At 72.3% G+C, this 19,576-nt stretch carries 13 protein-coding genes; 3 read left to right on the top strand and 10 right to left on the bottom strand.

Features of this window, described 5'->3' with window-relative positions:
- Positions 1 to 65: 65 nt before the first annotated feature.
- The 5 genes from chvE to J7523_RS06730 all read right to left on the bottom strand — a co-directional run bounded on the left by chvE (position 66) and on the right by J7523_RS06730 (position 12,337).
- Positions 66 to 1,214, bottom strand: a complete 1,149-nt coding sequence (chvE, locus tag J7523_RS06750; protein ID WP_291883951.1) for a multiple monosaccharide ABC transporter substrate-binding protein — start codon at positions 1,212 to 1,214, stop codon at positions 66 to 68.
- Positions 1,215 to 1,685: 471 nt separating this feature from the next.
- Positions 1,686 to 7,511, bottom strand: a complete 5,826-nt coding sequence (gene pulA / locus J7523_RS06745) for a pullulanase-type alpha-1,6-glucosidase (protein ID WP_291883949.1) — start codon at positions 7,509 to 7,511, stop codon at positions 1,686 to 1,688.
- A gap of 230 nt (positions 7,512 to 7,741) precedes the next feature.
- Complete coding sequence (locus tag J7523_RS06740) at positions 7,742 to 10,768, bottom strand: glycoside hydrolase family 3 protein (RefSeq protein WP_291883947.1); 3,027 nt, start codon at positions 10,766 to 10,768, stop codon at positions 7,742 to 7,744.
- A gap of 281 nt (positions 10,769 to 11,049) precedes the next feature.
- On the bottom strand, positions 11,050 to 11,319 hold the full coding sequence (locus J7523_RS06735; protein WP_291883946.1) for a DUF167 domain-containing protein: 270 nt from the start codon (positions 11,317 to 11,319) through the stop codon (positions 11,050 to 11,052).
- A gap of 31 nt (positions 11,320 to 11,350) precedes the next feature.
- Entirely contained in the window at positions 11,351 to 12,337 is a 987-nt protein-coding gene (locus J7523_RS06730) for a malate dehydrogenase (protein WP_291884187.1), read from the bottom strand.
- A 230-nt stretch (positions 12,338 to 12,567) separates the two neighbouring features.
- Between J7523_RS06730 and J7523_RS06725 the strand changes: the two genes are divergently transcribed.
- Complete coding sequence (locus tag J7523_RS06725; protein ID WP_291883944.1) at positions 12,568 to 12,807, top strand: hypothetical protein; 240 nt, start codon at positions 12,568 to 12,570, stop codon at positions 12,805 to 12,807.
- Between the two features lie 84 nt (positions 12,808 to 12,891).
- Here the strand turns inward: J7523_RS06725 and J7523_RS06720 are convergent, their stop codons facing one another.
- Positions 12,892 to 14,109, bottom strand: a complete 1,218-nt coding sequence (locus J7523_RS06720; RefSeq protein WP_291883942.1) for an NADP-dependent isocitrate dehydrogenase — start codon at positions 14,107 to 14,109, stop codon at positions 12,892 to 12,894.
- 319 nt (positions 14,110 to 14,428) lie between these two features.
- On the opposite strand from J7523_RS06720, the gene J7523_RS06715 reads away from it, so the two are divergent.
- The gene (locus J7523_RS06715; protein WP_291883941.1) at positions 14,429 to 15,472 is read left to right on the top strand and encodes an MIP family channel protein; all 1,044 of its coding nucleotides are present in this window, start codon (positions 14,429 to 14,431) and stop codon (positions 15,470 to 15,472) included.
- Between the two features lie 71 nt (positions 15,473 to 15,543).
- Here the strand turns inward: J7523_RS06715 and J7523_RS06710 are convergent, their stop codons facing one another.
- Complete coding sequence (locus J7523_RS06710) at positions 15,544 to 15,930, bottom strand: DUF3017 domain-containing protein (RefSeq protein ID WP_291883940.1); 387 nt, start codon at positions 15,928 to 15,930, stop codon at positions 15,544 to 15,546.
- Between the two features lie 37 nt (positions 15,931 to 15,967).
- On the opposite strand from J7523_RS06710, the gene J7523_RS06705 reads away from it, so the two are divergent.
- Positions 15,968 to 17,260, top strand: coding sequence for an FAD-dependent oxidoreductase (locus J7523_RS06705; protein ID WP_291883938.1), 1,293 nt, complete (start codon positions 15,968 to 15,970; stop codon positions 17,258 to 17,260).
- A 67-nt stretch (positions 17,261 to 17,327) separates the two neighbouring features.
- On the opposite strand, the gene J7523_RS06700 is transcribed toward J7523_RS06705, so the two are convergent.
- From J7523_RS06700 to purH, 3 genes are all read right to left on the bottom strand, one after another.
- On the bottom strand, positions 17,328 to 17,687 hold the full coding sequence (locus J7523_RS06700) for a hypothetical protein (RefSeq protein ID WP_291883936.1): 360 nt from the start codon (positions 17,685 to 17,687) through the stop codon (positions 17,328 to 17,330).
- 3 nt (positions 17,688 to 17,690) lie between these two features.
- Complete coding sequence (locus J7523_RS06695) at positions 17,691 to 17,840, bottom strand: hypothetical protein (protein ID WP_291883933.1); 150 nt, start codon at positions 17,838 to 17,840, stop codon at positions 17,691 to 17,693.
- Between the two features lie 118 nt (positions 17,841 to 17,958).
- Positions 17,959 to 19,575 carry a bifunctional phosphoribosylaminoimidazolecarboxamide formyltransferase/IMP cyclohydrolase gene (gene purH / locus J7523_RS06690; protein ID WP_291883931.1) on the bottom strand — a complete coding sequence of 539 codons (1,617 nt, stop codon included), beginning with the start codon at positions 19,573 to 19,575 and terminating at the stop codon, positions 17,959 to 17,961.
- Position 19,576 lies beyond the last annotated feature (1 nt).

Here is a 19,576-nt window from a genome sequence, read left to right as displayed (position 1 = left end):
GGGCCGACCGGCCGGCGCTGCCACGAGGGCGGGCGCCGACCGGTCGGCGGTCGGAGCTAGACCGGTCAGCCGGCCTGGCCGCTGGCCACCTCGTCGGCGGTCCAGTAGCCGGAGTCGATGAGCAGCGGCTGGATCTCGTCCTTGCCGACGATGTCGGAGCTCAGGAGGTAGGACGGGACGACCTTGACGCCGTTGTCGTACGACTCGGTGTCGTTCGCCTCGGGCGTGCCGCCCTTGAGGAACGCCTCAGCGGTCTTGACGGACTGGTCCGCGAGCTTGCGGGTGTCCTTGAAGATCGTCGACCACTGCACGCCGTCGTTGATCAGCTTGACCGAGGCGATCTCGGCGTCCTGGCCGGTGACGATGGGCATGCCGTCGGCGATGCCGGGGCCGTAGCCCGCGTTCTGCAGGGCCGTGATGATGCCGCGCGACAGGCCGTCGTACGGGGAGAGCACGCCCTGGACCTTCGAGCCGTCCGAGTACGTCGACGTGAGGAGGTCCTCCATGCGCTTCTGCGCCGTCTCCTGCAGCCAGCGCAGCGTGGCGACCTGCTCGATGTCCGTCTGGCCGGACTTCACGACGAGCGTGCCGTCGTTGATGTACGGCTGCAGCGTGTCCATCGCGCCCTTGTAGAAGAAGTGCGCGTTGTTGTCGTCCAGCGAGCCCGCGAAGAGCTCGACGTTGAACGGGCCCTTCTTGTCGCCGGGCGAGCCGTCCGCCTTGAGGACGCCGAGGCCCGTGAGCAGCGAGGTGGCCTGCTGCACGCCGACCTTGTAGTTGTCGAACGTGACGTAGAAGTCGACGTTCTCGCTGTCGCGGATGAGGCGGTCGTACGCGATGACCGGGATCTTCGCGTCGGCGGCGGCCTGCAGCTGGTTCGCGAGGGCCGTGCCGTCGATCGAGGCGATGATCAGGAGGTCGGCGCCCTTGGTGATCATCTGGTCGATCTGCTGCTGCTGGGTCGGGATGTCGTCGCCCGCGTACTGCAGGTCGACCTTGTACCCGGCCTTCTCGAGACCCGACTTCACGGCGTCGCCGTCGGCGATCCACCGCTCCGAGGTCTGCGTCGGCATCGCGACGCCGACCGTGAGGTCACCCTTGTCGCCCGAGGCCGCACCCGTGGAGTCGTCCGTGCTTCCGGCGCCGCCACCCGAGCACGCGGCGAGGCCGAGTGCGACAACCGCACCCATCGCCGCGAAAGTGATCCGTCGCATGTGCTCTGCTCCTTCTCGTCGTTGAGAGATCCGGGACGACGGACCTGCGAGCGCGGTGCTCGGCAGTCCCCCGCAGCCGCTCCGCCGCTCGGGCCGTGTCCCGACTGCGTCCGCGGTGATGTGGGTCACCGGAGAGGCAGTGCCCATACGTTCTTGTATTCGGTTCTCGAAGTCAAGCGGGGATGACCCCTCCGCGCATTACGAACTCATCACGATCAGGTCGCAGATCGGCCCGGTATGTGAGCGCTAACAGTCGAACCCATCGGGTCCGATACTTCCGTTGCGTTCGACGGGTGAATGCATCGTGCCCGCTCGGCTTCGCCACGGTCCAGGGTGCGGGCGGCTGCGGCCCAGCCCGCGAGACGAACGGCGGCGGACGAGCCCCACCAGGGCCCGTCCGCCGCCGTCCTTCATCTTCACCCGGTCGTGAGAGGTCTGCGGCCCCCTCACCACCGGTCCCCTACGTCCGGCTCACCACCAGCCGTGACCCGACGAGTGCCCCGGGTACGCCTTCTCGACGAGCACCGCCACGGTCCGCGCCGGCACCGTCACGGTGCCGGTGCCCGACGCCCACGTGGTCCCGCGGACCACCGGGTCGCTCCCCCGCTGCTGCACGGGAGAGAGCTGCAGCCGGTGGCCCTCGAGGTCGGCGACGGTCTGCGTCGTCGCCTCGTCGGAGGCGTTCACCACGACGAGCACGCCCTCGAGCGAGCGGTCCACGTCGTTGCTCCAGCACCGCTTCTTCGGGTCCCAGCCCGCCCGGTCGTCGATCCGCATCACGACCACGCCCGGGTCGGCGTCCGGCCCGGAGCCCGGGAACGACACCTTCTGCTCGATGAGGTCCGCCGACCCGAGCCGGAACAGCGGGGTCGAGAACCGCAGCCGCAGCAGGTCGTCGGCGGCCTTCGACGCGGTCGCGATGTCCGCGGGCGTCGGCTTGAGCGCCGGGTCCGCGAGCAGCGGCTGCTGGAACGGCCACTTCGACTCGTTGTCCGCCTTCGGGGGCAGACCGCGACCGAAGCCGTTGTCCTGGCCCGACAGGTCGAGCACGTTGAACCAGTCGCCCGAGTTGTAGCTGTTGCGGTCGAGCGACTTGCTGCGCAGCAGGTCGGCGCCCGCGTGCCAGAAGCTCGGCGTCTGGGCGAGGGCCGTCGTCGCGAGGCTGACCGTGTTCATGCGCACCCGGTCGGCCATCGGGGTCGACGTCGGCAGCTTGTACGTCAGCGAGTCCCACAGCGTCTCGTTGTCGTGCGCGTCGACGTACGTGATGACCTCCTCGGGCGAGTCCGCGTAGCCGGCGGGCTGGCCGTTGTAGTCGATCTCGCTGCCCTTCTGCACGGTCCCCGCGCTCGTCTCGAACGCGAAGTCGCGCAGGTTGCCCGCCATGCCGAGCCGCACGAGGTCGGCGTCGTGCTGCGCGCGGGCAGCCTGGTCGGCCGCCGATCCGTTGACGGGGTCGCCGTTCGGGTCGGTGCCGCCGCCCGAGCCGAAGCCCTGGATGCGCGGGTTGGCGTCGAACGGGCCGCCGCCGCGGACCGCGTCGCGCAGCCGGTCGGAGAACGTGCCGATGCCCGTCCCGCCGAGCTGGCCCTGCGTGGCCTGCGTGAACAGCGCGTTGTCCGCCACCTCGCCGAAGTTCCAGCCCTCGCCGTACAGGTAGACGTTCTTGCCGTCGACGCCGTCCCTGCGGACCGTCAGCGCGTCGAGCGCCTTGCGGACCGCCTTCATGTTGTCGACCGAGTGGTGACCCATGAGGTCGAAGCGGAAGCCGTCGACCTTGTAGTCCTTGGCCCACGTGACGACGGAGTCGACCATGAGCTTGCCGGCCATGGCGTGCTCGGTGGCGACGTTCTGGCAGCACGTCGACGTCTCGACGCCGCCGGTCGCGTTGAGCCGCTGGTAGTAGCCCGGCACGACGCGGTCGAGCACCGACCCGGGGTTCTGCCCGCTCGCCGTCGTGTGGTTGAACACCTGGTCGAGCACCACCTGCAGGCCGTCCGCGTGCAGCGCGCCGACCATGGTGCGGAAGTCGGCGACGCGGCCGCCGCCCTCCTGGTGCACCGCGTACGAGCCCTCGGGCGCCTGCCAGTGCAGCGGGTCGTAGCCCCAGTTGAACCCGTCGGTGTCGGCCACGGCCATGACGCACGCCTGCTGCTGGTCCGAGTCCGGCGGGAGCGACGCGAGGTCGCACGCCGGGGTTGCCTGCTTGCTGCGGTCCTCCTCGATCGACGCGATGTCGAACGTCGGCAGCAGGTGCACGGTCGTGAGGCCTGCGTCGGCGAGCTCGCGCAGGTGCGCCGTGCCGGCGCTGCGGTCCGCGAACGCCAGGTACGTGCCGCGGTGGGCGGCCGGCACCGTGGTGTCCGAGATCGAGAAGTCGCGCACGTGCAGCTCGTAGATCGTCTGGTCGACGGGCTTGACGACCGGCTGCTTCGCCTTCTCCCACGCCTTCGGCCGGAACGCCTTGTCGTCGAGGTCCACGAGCACCGAGTGCGTGCTGTTGAGCGTCAGCGCGACCGAGTACGGGTCCGTGACCTGGTTGACCTCGACCTTGCCCGTGGTCGGCGCGAACACCGTGACCTCCCACAGGTACGCGGCGCCGGCCCACTGCTTGCGGCCGTCGACCGTCCACGAGCCATCGGACTCGCGGTGCGCGGCGACGCGCGTCGGCGTCCCGGACGTGTCGAGCCCCGCCTTCGTCGCGGGCCACACGAGCAGGTCGACATCCTGCGCGGTCGGCGCCCAGAGGGCGAGGTGGGGCAAACCGCGCGACCACGTGGTGCCGAGCGCGCGCTTGCCGGCGGCCTTGGCGTACAGGTCGTCGAGCACGCCCGGGATCTGCACGCCGGTCGCGGCCTGCAGCGTGCCGTCCGCCGTCGCCTGCGTGACGAGCAGCTCGCCGCGCAGCAGCTCCTTGACGGCCTTCTTGTCGGCGCCCACGTGCAGCGCGACCGAGCCTGCGAGCTGCGGGAAGCGCTTGAGCTGCTTGTCGGTGAGCCCGCCCGCGTCGTACGTGAGCGGCACCGGGGTGCCGTCCTCGCCGCTCACCGCCCCGTCGACCACCGCGAGCGCGCCCGTCGCCGACGAGTGCAGCTGCCACGACAGGGTGGTCGGGTCGGTGCCGGCCGGCACGAGGTTCGCCGGCCACGCGATCGTGGACGCGTCGACCCACTGCGCGAGCGACTGGCCGGTGCCCGGCAGCGGTGGCTCGCTCACCTCGACCGTGAGGATGTGCGTCGCGAGCACGTACGAGAACGTCACGGGCTTGCCGCCGGGCGCCGAGAACGGGATGTTCGCGCCGCCGGGTGCGCCGCCGGCTCCGTAGTTCTCGTCCCAGGACAGGTTGTGTGCGACCTTCACCTCGTACGCACCCTCGGGCAGCTTGTCCGTCGTGAACGTGTACGTGCCGTCGCCGTCCGGGTCCTCGAGCAGCGTCGCGAGGCAGTCGGGGGCCCAGTCGCCCTCGCAGCCGAGCTCGCTGTTCGTGGAGCCGGGGACCGTGAGGATCGGCCCCTGCGCGGTGCTGGTGAACCAGTGGGTGACCGGGTCGTAGTAGAACGTCACGGGACCGTCGGCGGCGAGCGTGTACGTCACGTTCGCGCCTCCGGGCGCGCCGCCCGCGCCGTAGTTCTCGTCCCACGAGCCGCCGACCGCGACCTTGTACTCGTACGTGCCGGCGGGCAGCGTGAACGTGCCGTGGTAGATGCCGTTCGAGAACTGCGTGAGCTTCGCCTTGTCGCAGTCCGGCTGCCAGTCGCCCGGGCATCCCATCTCGGAGTTGTGGCTGCCGGGAACGGTGACGAGCAGGTCGCCGCCACCTCCGCCGCCCGTGGTCTCCTCGCCGTCGACCCGGTTGCCGACCGACGCGAACGTCGAGCCTGCCGCCCTGTCACCCGCGGCGTCGACCGTGACCGCGCGGTACTCGACGAGCGTGCCGGGGGCCAGCCCGTCGAGGTCTGCGAAGACCCCCGGGGCGGTCGTCTCGGACGTGCCGAGCGGCGTCCACGTGTCGTCGCCGACCACCCGGTACGCGAACGAGGTCTGGCTCCAGACGTCGTCCGGCACGTCCGCGCTCACCGGCACCTGGCCGCTCAGGCCCGCGCCGGGCGCCGGTGCCGTCACCGTCACCGGACCGGCCGTGGCGGGCGCGGCGACCTGCGCGTCGGCCCGCAGGACGATCGCGCCCAGCGCGGGGATCGTCACGGACACCGTGCCGTCGGCGGCGGCCGTCGCGCCCGTCGTGGTGCCGTACAGCGCGCCGAAGTGCGCACCTGGCGTGAGCGTGTCGATCGTGACCGTCGCGGGGGACGTGCCGTTGTTGAGCGCGACGAGGTGCTCGACCTTCTCCGTCGCGTCGACGCGGCTGAACGCGTACACCGCGCCGTTCGAGTACCGCTCGATCTGCGCGCCGTCCTTCAGGGCCGGCGTGCTCTGCCGGAGGTCCGCGAGCGCCTTGATGTGCTGGTAGAGCACGCTGTCGGTGTCGTAACGGTCCACCGAGCCCGCCGTCGTGCCGTCGAGCAGGGGCTGGTTCGCGTACTCGTCGACCTGGGTCGCGAACATGTCCTGCCGCGCGTCCTTGTCGCTCCCGTTCATCGACCCGGCGCCCTCGAAGCCCTGCTCGTCGCCGTAGTAGACGACCGGCTGGCCGCGCGACAGGAACATGAGGTCGTGCGCGAGCTCGGAGCGCGCCTGCGGGTCGGACCCGTCCTTGACGAAGTAGCCGATGCGGCCCATGTCATGGTTGCCGAGGAACGTCGGCAGGGCCTGCGCGTTCGTCGTCGGCGTCGTGTACCGGTCGTCGCCCTGGTACAGCGTGTGCAGCAGGCCGGCAGACGCGCCGCGCGCGTAGTTCGACGCCGCGGACTGGAACGTGAAGTCGAGCACGGCGTCCATGTCGCTGTCGCGCAGGTACGGCGACAGCTTGACCGGGTCCGCGTCGTAGACCTCGCCGAACATGAAGAAGTCGGGGTTGCCCTGTGCGGTCGCGTGCGCGTGCACCGCCGTCGTGAACTTCTGCCAGAACTCGAAGTTCACGTGCTTCGCGGTGTCGATGCGGAACCCGTCGACACCGAGGTCGACCCACCCGTTGTAGACGTCCACGAACCCGTTCACGACCGCCGGGTTCTCCGTCATGAGGTCGTCGAGGCCCGAGAAGTCGCCGTACGTCGTGGACTCACCGGAGTACGTCGAGTCGCCGCGGTTGTGGTACAGCGTCACGTCGTTGAGCCAGTCCGGGACCTTGACGTGCTCGTCACCCGGCTTGAGCACCGGCGTGTACGGGAACGACGTCGCCGGGTCCATGGTCGGGAACGTGTCGCCGCCCGCATACGTGTGCGGGTCGAAGGCGTTGCCGTCCGCGTCCTTGTACGGGCTCGTGCTCTGCGGGATGTACGTGTACTTCTGCTGCGCGTAGTCGATGACGTCCGCGGTGTGGTTCGTGATGATGTCGAAGTACACCTTGATGCCGCGCGCGTGCGCGTCCGCGATCAGGGCCTCGAGCTCGGCGTTCGTGCCGAGGTGCGGGTCGATCTGCGTGAAGTCGGTGATCCAGTAGCCGTGGTACCCGGCGGAGACGTTCGCGCCGGTGCCCTGGACGGGGCGGTTCTTGAACGACGGCGTCAGCCAGATCGCGGTCGTGCCGAGGCCCTCGATGTAGTCGAGCTTGTCGCGCAGACCGGCGAGGTCGCCGCCGTGGTAGAAGCCCTTGTCAGTCGTGTCGAGGCCCGTGGTGAGCCGGTCGCCGGCGAGCCCGCCGGTGTCGTTGGTCGGGTCCCCGTTGGCGAACCGGTCGGTCATGGCGAAGTAGAACGTGTTGCCCGCGCCGGGGTCGCGCACCGGGTCGGCGACGATCGCGTCGTCGGCCGCCGTGTAGTCGCCCGCGAGGTCGAGCGGGGTGAGGGCCGTGCGGTGCGTCGTGTCGTCGTACGTGAACCGGATCGTCGACGGCCCGGCGACCACGAGCGGCGTGTCGGCGCTGCCGCCGTCACCGCCGTACGACTCGTCCCAGGCGTCGTTCAGCGCGACCTTGTAGTGCCAGGTGCCGGCCGGGACCTGGAGGTCGGCGCTGTAGTGGCCGCTCCCGTCCGGGGTCAGCTCGGTCGCGGCGCACGCGGGCTGCCAGTCCTCGGTGCAGCCGAGCTCGCTCTGCAGGTCACCGACGAGGGCCGCGGTGCGGTCCGCGGCGGCGGCGGGCGCGGCGCCCACGGCGGCCGTGGTGCCCGCGAGCGCGAGGACCACCGCGAGACTGGACAGTCCCGCTACCGGTCGGGACAGGACGGGGGTGCGGCGCGGCATGGCGACTCCTTCGTCGTCCCGGCACGGCCGTGTGCCGGGGGTCAGCGCCGACCGTACCGACTTGCGGCAAGTTGCAGCAAGGCTTTCAGACCAATCGGTGAGATCGGCACGAAGAGGACGCTATCGACGCCGCGCCGGATCGCATCCGGACGGGCCGCCCGTCGACGGACCGTCACCCGACGGCCACCTGCCGGTGGCGGGCGCTGCGACACCCGCCACCGGCCGGGGACTCAGCTGCCCAGGCTGAAGTCCCCCATCCGGACCGTGGAGTCGAACACCAGGTAGACGTCGTGACGACCCTGCAGGCCCGCGCGCCCAGGGCCATGGCCGTGGCCCCCGCCCGGCCCGCGGCCGCCGTCGAGCGCGGCCGTGACCGTCGCGTACGTGTACCTGTCCCCTGTGCTCGCCACGGTCGCGGTCCCGACGAGCCGTCCGGTCGGCGAGTCGAGACGGACCTGGATGGTGCCGTTCGCGGCGTCGGCCTTGGCGACCGAGGCCGTGAACGTCGTCGTGGCCTTGCCGAGGTCGGCGTCCTTGAACGCGACCCAGCTGCCGGCGGCCGTCTGGATCGACGTGCCGGACTCCTTCGAGCGGTCCACGAGCTCGATGCCCTGGTACGCGTCGAAGTTCTGCGCCTGTGTGGTCCTCGACAGGTCGCGGGCGGGGATCTTCTCGCCCTTGACCTGGACGACGGCCTTCTGGCGGATGTCCGCCGACGAGGCGCCGACGAGCACGTCGTACGCGCTGGTCTCGACGACCCACTTCTCGCGCGTCACGTCCCAGTGGCCGAGGTCGGAGACCGGCACCGTGAGCTCGACCACCTGCGTCTGCCCCGGGTCGAGACTGATCCGGTCGAACGCGCGCAGCTGCCTGATCGGCTGCGGGTCGCGCGAGTCGCGCTGGTGCGTGTAGAGCTGCACGACCTCGTCACCGGCCCGGCGGCCGGTGTTCGTGACGTCGACGCGGGCGCGCAGCGTGCCGTCGAGCAACGTGTCGACGCGCAGGTGGGAGTAGCGGAACGACGTGTACGACAGGCCGTAGCCGAACGGGTACAGCGGCTTGGTGGTGTCGTACAGGTAGGTCTGGCCGCTCGAGATGATGTCGTAGTTCATCAGGTCGGGCTGCAGGTCCGAGGCGCTCGCGGGCCACGTCTGCGTGAGCCGCCCGGCGGGGTTGGTGTCGCCGAACAGCACGTCTGCGACCGCGTGCCCGGTCTCCTGGCCGGCGTGCGTGGTCCACACGATCGCCGGGACGTGCTGCTGGAGCCACGTGATGGTGTCCGGGTAGCTCGTCTGCAGCACGACGACCGTGCGCGGGTTCGCCGCGACGACCGCCTTCACGAGTGCCTCCTGGCCCTCGGCCAGGTTGATGTCCGTGCGGTCGTGGTCCTCGCGGCCGTTGATGAACGGCATGCTGCCGACCACGACGACGGCGACGTCGGCCGCCTTCGCCGCCGCGACGGCGGCGTCGGTGCCGCTGGAGATCAGCTCGCGGGAGAACTCCGTCGCCTGGTCCGCGGTCGCGGCGCCCAGCGCGAGCGCACCGTTCGCGTCGACCGTCAGGTACTGCTTGCCGTACGACGGCGCCCAGCTGTACGCCGACTCGTAGCCCGCGTACTTGAGCACGACGTTGCCGTCGGGCCGGTCCTCGATCGTGAACTGCTGCTGCACGAACCAGCCGTTGGGTTGCGCCTGGTCGTTCGCGAAGCCGCTCCAGTTGTAGCCGACGTACTTGCCGTTGGCGGCGCTGCGCAGCGTGACGATGCCGCTGCCCCAGTCGAAGACGTCGAACTGCGCGGTCGCGTCGGCCGTGGTCGCGCCCTCGGTGATCGCCGCGCCGGACTCCCCCGCACCGCCGCTCAGGTACTTGCCGGTCGCGGGGTCCTTGAGCGCGATGCGGTCGACGCCCTCGATGCCGGTGACCGTGCCGCCGGCGCCGACCCGCTCGGTGATGCCGTCGAGCGCCGTCACCGTGTAGGGCGGCGTGCCGCCGTACCAGTCGGTGTACGTGGTGTCGGCGAGCGGCCCCACGACGGCGACGCTCTTCGTGCGGTTCGCGTCGAGCGGCAGCGCGCCCCTCTGGTTCTTCAGCAGCACCACCGCCTCGTCGGCGGTGGTGCGTGCGAGCTCACGGCTCGCGGGCGTGTCGACCGCGTCCATCGTGATGCCGCCGTACGGCCCCCCATCCGGGTCGAACTCGCCGAGCCGGAACCGGATGGACAGCTCGTGCGACGCGGCGGTGTCGACGTCCTCCTGGGTGAGCAAGCCTTGCGCGAGGGCCTCCTTGACCGCGGCGATCGTCGGCTGGGGGTTGTTGTCGTTGACCGTGTGGTTGTCGAGGCCCGCCTTGATGAGCGCCGCGTCGGCCTCGGCCTGCGTGTCGTAGTAGTCCTCGGAGTCGACGAGGTTCGCCGGGGCGTTCGCGTCGCTCACGTTGAACAGGGTCTTGTCGGTCCACGACCGCACCGTGCTGTCGAGCGTCGGGTCGACCGTGGCCGGGCGTCCGTTGACCAGGTTGTACGACGCCATGACGCCCGTGGCCGCGTCCGCGCTGATCGCGGGCTTGAACGCCTGCTCGTCGTACTCGTGCAGCACGCGCGGCGGCACCGACGAGTTGCTCGTGTCCCGGTGCACCTCGTTGTTGTACGCGAGGTAGTGCTTCAGCGTGGGGGCCGCCTTCAGGTAGAGCGGGTCGTCGCCCGACATGCCCTTGCCGTACGCGGTCGACATTGCGCCCGTGAGCACCGGGTCCTCGGAGTAGCCTTCCTCGTTGCGGCCCCAGCGCGGGTCGCGCAGCAGGTTGACGACGGGCGCCCACAGGTTGAGCCCCCACATGCCCGGGTCGGTCGAGTGGTACCCGCGCGCCTCGTCGCCCACCACGGTGCCGACCTGGTGCAGCAGGTCGGTGTCCCACGTGCTCGCGAGCCCGACGGCCTGCGGGAACGTGGTCGCGGTGGCCGTGTGCACCGCGCCGTCGGCCGGCGACGTGGTCCACGCCAGCCCGTGCAGCGCCTCGGTACCGCTGCGGAAGTGCCCGATGCCGAGCCGCGGCACCGGCAGCGGGAACTGGTGCAGCAGCGAGATCTCCTCGTCCTGCGTGAGCCTGCCGAGCAGGTCGTCGATCCGCGTCTGCAGCGGCAGGCCCGGGTCACGGAACGGGTAGTCCTCCGCCTGGGCGGAGGTGGCGGGCACGAGCCCGACGAGCGCCAGGCACACGACGCCCGGCACCGCCCAGCGGTGCCTCGATGAGAACCTCACAGCTGGAACCCCCTCGGTCCACGGCGTCGCTGCGCCGCGCAGTGTGGTGTGGTTCGCCATCCGTCAGGGCAGGGGAAGCCGCCGCACGACGTGGTGCGGTGGTGCGACGGGGGCCGGCGCCCGGTGCGATCTCCCGACGGCTCTGACGGTCGATGACGAGGGACGGTGCCGACGGCATCGAAGCGCTTCGACACGCCGGCAATGACGACCGTAGAGGCTGTCCGTGACGGGTGTCAACGGGCGACTTCAGCTGCTCGAGGCGCTCTGGGCGTCCTCGGTGGTCAGGTGGCGCGCAGGCGCTCCACCCGGTCGGCAAGGTCGTCCACCGCGTCGTCCGCGACCTCGACGAGCTTGTCGCGGCTCGTCGCTCCCGACACCAGCGTCACGTGCCGCGGCCGCACGCCGAGCGCCTCGGCGAGCGCACGGAGGGCCGCCTCGGTCGCGGCGCCGTCGACCGCGCGCGCCGTCACGGCGACCACCAGCCGGTCGCCGTGCAGGCCACCGACGGACGTCCGCGACGCCCCCGGACGCACCCGGACCGCGAGGCGCACGCGCGAACCTTCCGGTCGGATCAGGCGCGGCTCAGACCAGTCCGAGCACGCGGACCGCGTCCCGCTCCTCGACGAGCTCCGCGACCGACGCGTCGATGCGCGCCCGCGACGGACCGTCGACCTCCAGGCCCTGCACGATCCGCCACTCGCCGCCCTCGGACGTCACCGGGAACGACGAGATCAGCCCCTCCGGCACGCCGTACGAGCCGTCCGACACCACGCCCGCCGACGTCCAGTCCCCCGCCGGCGTGCCGTGCACCCACGACCGCACGTGGTCGATCGCGGCGTTCGCCGCCGAGGCCGCCGACGACGCGCCGCGCGCCTCGATGATCGCCGCGCCACGCTTCGCGACCGTCGGGATGAACGTGTCCGTGACCCACGCGTCGTCGGCGACCACCTCGAGCGCGGGTCGGCCGCCGACCGTCGCGTGCGACAGGTCCGGGAACTGCGTCGCCGAGTGGTTGCCCCAGATGGTCAGGCGCGCGATGTCCGCGACGCGTGCGCCGGTCCGCGTCGCGAGCTGCGACACCGCCCTGTTGTGGTCCAGCCGCGTCATCGCCGTGAACCGGTCCGCCGGCACGTCGGGCGCGTGCTGCTGCGCGATGAGCGCGTTCGTGTTCGCCGGGTTGCCCACCACGAGCACCCGCACGTCGTCGGCCGCGCCCGCGTTGATCGCCTCGCCCTGCGGCTTGAAGATGCCGCCGTTGGCCGACAGCAGGTCGCCGCGCTCCATGCCGGCCGTGCGGGGTCGCGCGCCGACGAGGAGTGCGACGTTCGTGCCGTCGAACGCCGCGCGCGCGTCGTCGAAGATGTCGATGCCGTCGAGCGTCGCGAACGCGCAGTCGTCGAGCTCCATCGCCGTGCCCTCCGCGGCCTTGACCGCTTGCGGGATCTCGAGCAGTCGCAGCCGCACCGGGGTGTCCGCGCCGAGCATCTGGCCGGAGGCGATGCGGAACAGCAGCGCGTAGCCGATCTGGCCGGCGGCACCGGTGACGGTCACGTTCACGGGCTGGCTCACGGGCACGGACGGGCTCCTTCGGTCGGCCGACGGCAGGCACGCGGCAGGCCCGCGCTACGGGCACGCTACCCCGGCGGGCCGCACCGGGCGACGGGCGGACGCCCCGGCCGGGCCGCGCGTCGCCGTGGGCGCCGGACGGCCGCCCAGGTGGATCGTGGACACCCGACGAGAGGGACGCGGCACAGCACTACCCTCCGTCCGGAATGTCCCCTCGTCGAAGGAGCTCGTCCATGCGCGTCCGCTCGTCCCTGCGCCGCTCGATCACCGCGCTCGTCGGCGCTGCCGCGGTCACGGCGGGCGCCGCCGTCGCGACGCCCGCCCAGGCCGCCATCATCTACGCGGGGCCCTACTCGTCGCTGTCCACCTGCGAGAGCGTCCGGTTCGCGTACGAAAAGGGAGGCGCCATCAAGACCGAGTTCTGGTGCTTCAAGCACGAGGGCAAGTGGTACTTCGGGTACAGCATCCGCTGACCGCATGATGTGGGCTGCGTGACACGACGGCGCCCACCCGTTCCGGGGTGGGCGCCGTCGTGTCGTGCGGCGTGCGAGCGCCGGTCAGGCCAGCTTCGCCGCGAGGTTCGCGTCGAGCGTCGCGAGGAACTCCTCGGTGGTCTGCCACGGCTGGTCGGGGCCGACGAGGGCCGCGAGGTCCTTCGTCATCGCGCCGCTCTCGACCGTCTCGACGACGACCTGCTCGAGCGTCTCCGCGAACTGCGTGACCTCGGGGGTGTTGTCGAGCTTGCCGCGGTGCTTGAGGCCACCCGTCCACGCGAAGATCGACGCGATCGGGTTCGTCGACGTGGGCTTGCCGGCCTGGTGCTGGCGGTAGTGGCGCGTCACCGTGCCGTGCGCGGCCTCGGCCTCGACGGTCTTGCCGTCGGGCGTCATGAGCACCGACGTCATCAGGCCCAGCGAGCCGAAGCCCTGAGCGACCGTGTCGGACTGCACGTCACCGTCGTAGTTCTTGCACGCCCAGACGTAGCCGCCCTCCCACTTCATGGCCGCGGCGACCATGTCGTCGATGAGGCGGTGCTCGTACGTGAGGCCCGCGGCGTCGAACTGGTCCTTGAACTCGGTGTCGAACACCTCCTGGAAGATGTCCTTGAACGCGCCGTCGTACGCCTTGAGGATCGTGTTCTTCGTCGACAGGTACACCGGGTAGCCGCGCTGCAGGCCGTAGGCGAACGAGGCCCGCGCGAAGTCGCGGATCGACTCGTTGAAGTTGTACATGCCCATCGCGACGCCACCCTCCTCGGGGTACGTCACGACCTGCTGCGTGATCGGCTCGGAGCCGTCCGCCGGCGTGTACGTCAGCGTGAGCGTGCCCGCGCCGGGGACCTTGAAGTTGGTCGCCTTGTACTGGTCGCCGTGCGCGTGGCGGCCGATGATGATCGGCTTGTTCCAACCCGGGACCAGGCGCGGGATGTTGCTGATGATGATCGGCTCGCGGAACACGACGCCGCCGAGGATGTTGCGGATCGTGCCGTTGGGCGAGACCCACATCTTCTTGAGGCCGAACTCCTCGACGCGCGCCTCGTCGGGCGTGATCGTCGCGCACTTGACGCCGACGCCGTGCTCCTTGATGGCGTTCGCCGCGTCGATCGTCACCTGGTCGTCGGTGGCGTCGCGGTTCTGGATCGACAGGTCGTAGTACCGCAGGTCGACGTCGAGGTACGGGTGGATCAGGCGGTCCTTGATGAACTGCCAGATGATGCGCGTCATCTCGTCGCCGTCGAGCTCGACGACCGGGCCGACGACCTTGATCTTCGCCATGCGGGATCTCCTGTGATGGGGACTGGTGAGGAGGCCGGCCGGGACGGCGGTGGTGACGCAGCGCAGGCCGGCGCGGGTCCGCGGACAAGATTACTCGACATCGAGAGATCTCCGGGCACGGGTGCACGACAGGGCGACCCACCTCGGGTGCCCGCACAGCACGCGCACAGCGGGCGCAGCGGAAAGCGTCCGAGGCACGGCCTTCCCGTGACCTGGGGCGACGGGTCCTGGCATATTGGGCCGGATCAACGGCGAACCCGGCGGACCTTCAGCGCCCGTCCGCGGCCGACCGTCCCGCACGCGACACGACAGGACCGACATGTCCCACGACACCCCTGCCCAGCCCGCCGGCACGCCCGACCCCGAGGACGTCAGCGCCGCCGCTGCCGCCGACGACGCGGCCCCGGCCGCGCCGGTCGAGCCCGCCCCGGCAGAGGCGCCGGCCGCCGCCGCCCCGGTGCCGCCCGCGCCGGTGCCGCCCGCGCCCGTCCAGCCCGAGGCCGTGGAGCCCGAGGCCGACGACGAGGTCGACGCGTACGTCGTGCCCGCCGGCACGGTCGTGACGGCCGGCCCCGGCCTCGTGTCCCGTGTGGGCGCCGAGGCGTTCGGCACGTTCTTCCTCGTGCTCGCCGGCCTCGGCACCGCCCTGTACGCACAGGTCACCGGTGCTGGTGCGCTCGCTGTCGCCCTGGCGTTCGGCGTGGCCGTGCTCGCCGGGATCGCGGCCGTCGGCCACGTCTCGGGCGGCCACTTCAACCCGGCCGTGACGTTCGGGGCGGCCCTCGCCGGCCGCACCAGCTGGAAGGACGTGGTGCCCTACTGGCTCGCGCAGCTCGTCGGCGGTGCCGCCGCCGCGTGCGTGCTCTACGTCGTCATCACGACGCTGCCCGCCCTCGACAAGAACGAGAAGAGCTTCTTCTCGTCGGTGGCCAACGGCTACGAGGCGCACTCGCCGATCGCGGCACAGACGCAGGGCCAGGGCTTCTCGTGGATCGGCGCCGGCCTCATCGAGCTCGTCGTCGCCGCCGTGTTCGTCGGCGTCATCCTCGCGGTCACCGACCGCCGCTCGGCCAAGGGCAACGCGCCGGTCGCGATCGGCCTGACGCTGTCCGCACTCATCCTCGTCGCGATGCCCGTCACGAACGCGTCGCTCAACCCGGCCCGTTCCGTGGCCGCCGCGCTGTTCAGCGAGAGCTGGGCGTGGCACCAGATCTGGCTGTTCTGCGTCGCGCCGCTCGTCGGCGCCGCGATCGCGGCGCTCGTCTACCGCGCGTTCGCGGCCGAGCCGATCGAGGACAACCTCCTCGAGGAGGACGAGGTCTACGTCACGACCGACGACGTCGTCGTGGTCGAAGGCCGCTGACCTCAGCCGCATCGTCACGGACGCCCCGGGCCGCTCGGCCCGGGGCGTCCGTCGTCTGCGACGCCGCGCGCTCAGCGCGAGCCGGCAGGCAGGATCAGGGCGAGGAAGCCGATGCCCCCGGCGAACATCAGGAGCACGAGCACGTCGAACGGGCGCGACCGCACCGACACGGCGACAGGCCCCGGGGACGGCAGGACCAGCCGCACGACGGCGCACACGGCCGCCACCGCCGCGAGAGCGAGCGCACCGGCCCTCGTGCTGACCAGCAGCGCGACCGCCACGGACACGAGGATGCCGGCGCTCGTCCACCACAGCGACGCGTTCCTCGACGCCTGCAGCGACGCCCGCGCGATGGACCGGGGGTCGAGCGCCGCCTCCTCGACGGGCACAGGCCCGGTGCCGGCGGGCGCCTCGACGGGTCGCCCGACGGGGCCGCCGTGCACACGCTCCTGGACCATCGATCACCCCTTTCCCCGGGAGACTACCGTTGCCCGGGTGACGGCCCGGACCCCCGCCCCGCCTGTCGTGGCCGACGCGCCCGCACCGCCGCCCGCTCCCTCGCCGGGGCCGCCCCGTCACGTCGCCGTCGCCGGCGCGGGCCTCGCTGCGACGCAGACGGTCGCGGCGCTGCGCGAGGCGGGCTTCGACGGCCGGGTCACGGTGCTCGGCGCCGAGACGGTTCCGCCGTACGACCGGCCGCCGCTGTCCAAGCACCTGCTCGACCGCCCGCGTCCGACGTGGCTCGCCGACGAGGTCGGCGCCGACCTGCGCACGCTCGCGGACGACGTGCGGCTCGGCACGCCCGCGTCCGGCCTCGTCGTCACCGGTGCGGGCGTGGAGCTCGCGACGCCGCACGGTGCGGTCGCCGCGGACGCCGTCGTGCTCGCGACCGGGGCGGCGGCCGTGCGGCCTGCCGGGTGGTCGGCCGCGCTCACGCTGCACACGGCGGACGACGCACGGGTGCTGCGGGAGCGGCTGGGGCCGGGGGCGCGGCTCGTCGTGATCGGCGCCGGGTGGATCGGGGCCGAGGTCGCCGGGGTGGCAGCCGCCGCGGGGGTCGACGTCACGGTCGTCGAGGCCGCCGCCGGGCCGCTGGGGTCCGCGCTCGGAACCGCGGTCGGGGGGCTGACCGCCCCTTGGTACGCGGCTGCCGGGGTGCGGCTCCTGTGCGACGCGCAGGTCGTGGACGTGCGCGCGGACGGAGTGACGCTCGCGGACGGCCAGGTGCTACCGGCCGACGTCGTGCTCGCGGCCGTCGGTGCGCGGCCTGCGACCGCGTGGCTCGCCGGTGCCCTCCCCCGCGAGACCGACGGGTCCCTGCGCGTCGACGAGGGGTTCGCCGTCGTCGGCGCGCCCCGGCACGTGCGAGCCGTCGGCGACGTCGCGCTGCGCCGGTCCGCACGGCACGGCTGGGTGCCCGGCGGGCACTGGGACGGCGCCCTGCGCGGGCCCGAGGTGCTCGTCGCCGACCTGCTCGGCGTCGCCGGGGTGCTCGCCGACGTCGCCCCCTACGTCTTCTCCACCCAGCTCGGGCACGAGCTCGCGCTGTTCGGGCAGCCGGGGCCGGACGACGACGTGGTGCTGCGGGGCGACCCGTCCGGCGGCGACGGCTGGACCGCGGTGTGGTTCCGTCCCGGCGCCGACGACGCGGCCGCGATCCTCACGGTCGACCGTCCGCGGGACGTCGGCGCCGCACGGCGGCTGTTCGGGGCACGCGACCTGCCCCGGCTCGACCGGCGGCTCGTGCGCGATCTGGCGCACCCGCTGCGCGAGACGGCCCTGACCTGACGAGCGTCCGGCGCCGACCGGCGACCGCCTGGTCGTCTCCGCGGCCGCGGTCCGTCAGCGCGGGCCGTCAGCGCGGGCCGTCAGGGTGGGCGAGGTCGTAGGCGCGGGAGAGCTTCTGCGGCACGACCATGCGCCAGGCCTCCACGACGAGCTCGCGGGCCTCGCCCGGGTCGAGGGCCGCGAGCTCGGCGTGGACCCAGTTGAACCGCAGGTCCGACTCCGCGGGGAAGTGGAAGGTCTGTGGGTCCCCGCCGACCAGTGCCGCCCGCTCCTCCTTCGGGAAGGCGAAACCCATGACCTTCTCGTCGAGCGAGAAGGCCACGTACACGAGCTGACCGACGCGGAACTTCAGCCGCCCGCGCACGTAGACGGGGTAGGACCGCTCGAGCTGGGTGCCGAGCGCACGGACGTCGTCGACGACCGCCATCGTTCAGCGCCCGGCCGAGGCATCGGGGACCCGACGACGCAGGAGCTCGTACTGCTCCCGTTGCCGACGCCGAGCAACGGGCAGTCGAATGACGATCGCGCCGCCCCAGGCAGCGAGGAAGTGCTGCCGGAGCTCGTCGGCGGTGGTGGCCATGCCCGCACCATCCCACCGGCCGCCGACATCGCCCCGAGCGTTGCCGTTGGCCGCCCTGCCCAGGACCCGCGGCCGGGAGGCGCGCAGCTCGCCCCTCCCCGCCGACCGGCGCAGCTCGTCAGTGGGCGAAGTGGCGCGTGCCCGTGAGGTAGAGCGTGACGCCGGCGGCCTGCGCCGCGGCGACGACCTCCTCGTCCCGCACCGAGCCGCCGGGCTGCACGACGGCGCGGACACCGGCGTCGAGCAGCACCTGCAGGCCGTCGGCGAACGGGAAGAACGCGTCCGACGCGGCGACCGCACCACGCGCGCGGTCGGCGCCGTCGGCGTTCGCCCGCTCGACGGCCAGCCGGCACGAGTCGACCCGGTTGACCTGCCCCATCCCGACCCCCACGGACGCCCCGTCGGCCGCGAGCAGGATCGCGTTCGACTTCACCGCACGGACCGCGCGCCAGGCGAACACGAGGTCCGTCAGCGTCGCGTCGTCGGCCGGTTCGCCCGCAGCCAGCGTCCAGCCGGCGGCGACGTCACCCGGGGCGTCGAGGCGGTCGACGTCCTGGACCAGCACGCCGCCGCTCACGGCGCGCTGCTCGCGGCGGGCACCGCCCTCGAGGCCCGTCACGCGCAGCAGGCGCACGTTCTTCTTGCGGCTCAGCACCTCGACGGCCTCGGGCTCGAAGTCGGGCGCGACCACGACCTCGGTGAACACCGGCGCGATCTGCTCGGCGGCCGCCGCGGTGAGCGTGCGGTTGGTCGCGATGACACCGCCGAACGCCGACACCGGGTCGCACGCGTGCGCCTTGGCGTGCGCGTCCGCGACGTCGGCGCCGACCGCGATCCCGCACGGGTTCGCGTGCTTGATGATCGCGACCGCGGGGGCGTCGTGGTCGTGCGCCGCCCGCCAGGCGGCGTCCGCGTCGACGTAGTTGTTGTAGCTCATCTGCTTGCCGTGCAGCTGCTCGGCACCGGCCAGGCCGCGGCCCGCGGCGCCGTCCGGCGTGAGGTACAGGGCGGCCGCCTGGTGCGGGTTCTCGCCGTACCGCAGCACGTCCGCGCGCGTCCACGTGGCACCGGCGAACGCCGGGAAGGCCGCGTCCTCGTCGGGCGCGTAGTCGCCGGCGAACCACGACGCGACCGCGACGTCGTACGCGGCCGTGTGGGCGAACGCCTGCGCGGCGAGCGACCGGCGCTGGGCCAGCGTGAAGCCGCCCTCGGCCACCGCGGCGGCCACGTCGGCGTACCGCGCGGGGTCGACGACGACGGCCACGCTCGGGTGGTTCTTCGCCCCGGCGCGCACCATCGACGGTCCGCCGATGTCGATCTGCTCGACGCACTCGTCCGGGCCGGCGCCGCTCGCGACCGTCGCGGTGAACGGGTACAGGTTGACGACCACGAGCTCGAACGGCGCGATGCCGAGCTCGTCGAGCTGGGCCAGGTGGTCGGGGCGGCGGGTGTCGGCCAGGACGCCCGCGTGCACGCGCGGGTGCAGCGTCTTGACGCGGCCGTCGAGGCACTCGGGGAAGCCCGTGAGCTCCTCGACCGGGGTCACGGGGACGCCCGCGGCAGCGATCGTCGCGGCCGTCGAGCCGGTCGACACGAGCTCGACGCCCGCGGCGTGCAGGGTCGTCGCGAGCTCGACGAGGCCGGTCTTGTCGTACACGCTCACGAGCGCTCGACGGATGGTGCGTCGGGCGGTCTCGTCGGCGGGGGCGCTGGGCACGGGCACGGAGGCGGACATT

Origin of the sequence: Cellulomonas sp., assembly GCF_017744555.1 — a bacterium.
Classification (GTDB): Bacteria; Actinomycetota; Actinomycetes; order Actinomycetales; family Cellulomonadaceae; genus Cellulomonas.
The sequence above is the reverse complement of the archived record's forward strand: the minus strand, read 5'-3'. Positions and strand labels throughout refer to the sequence as shown.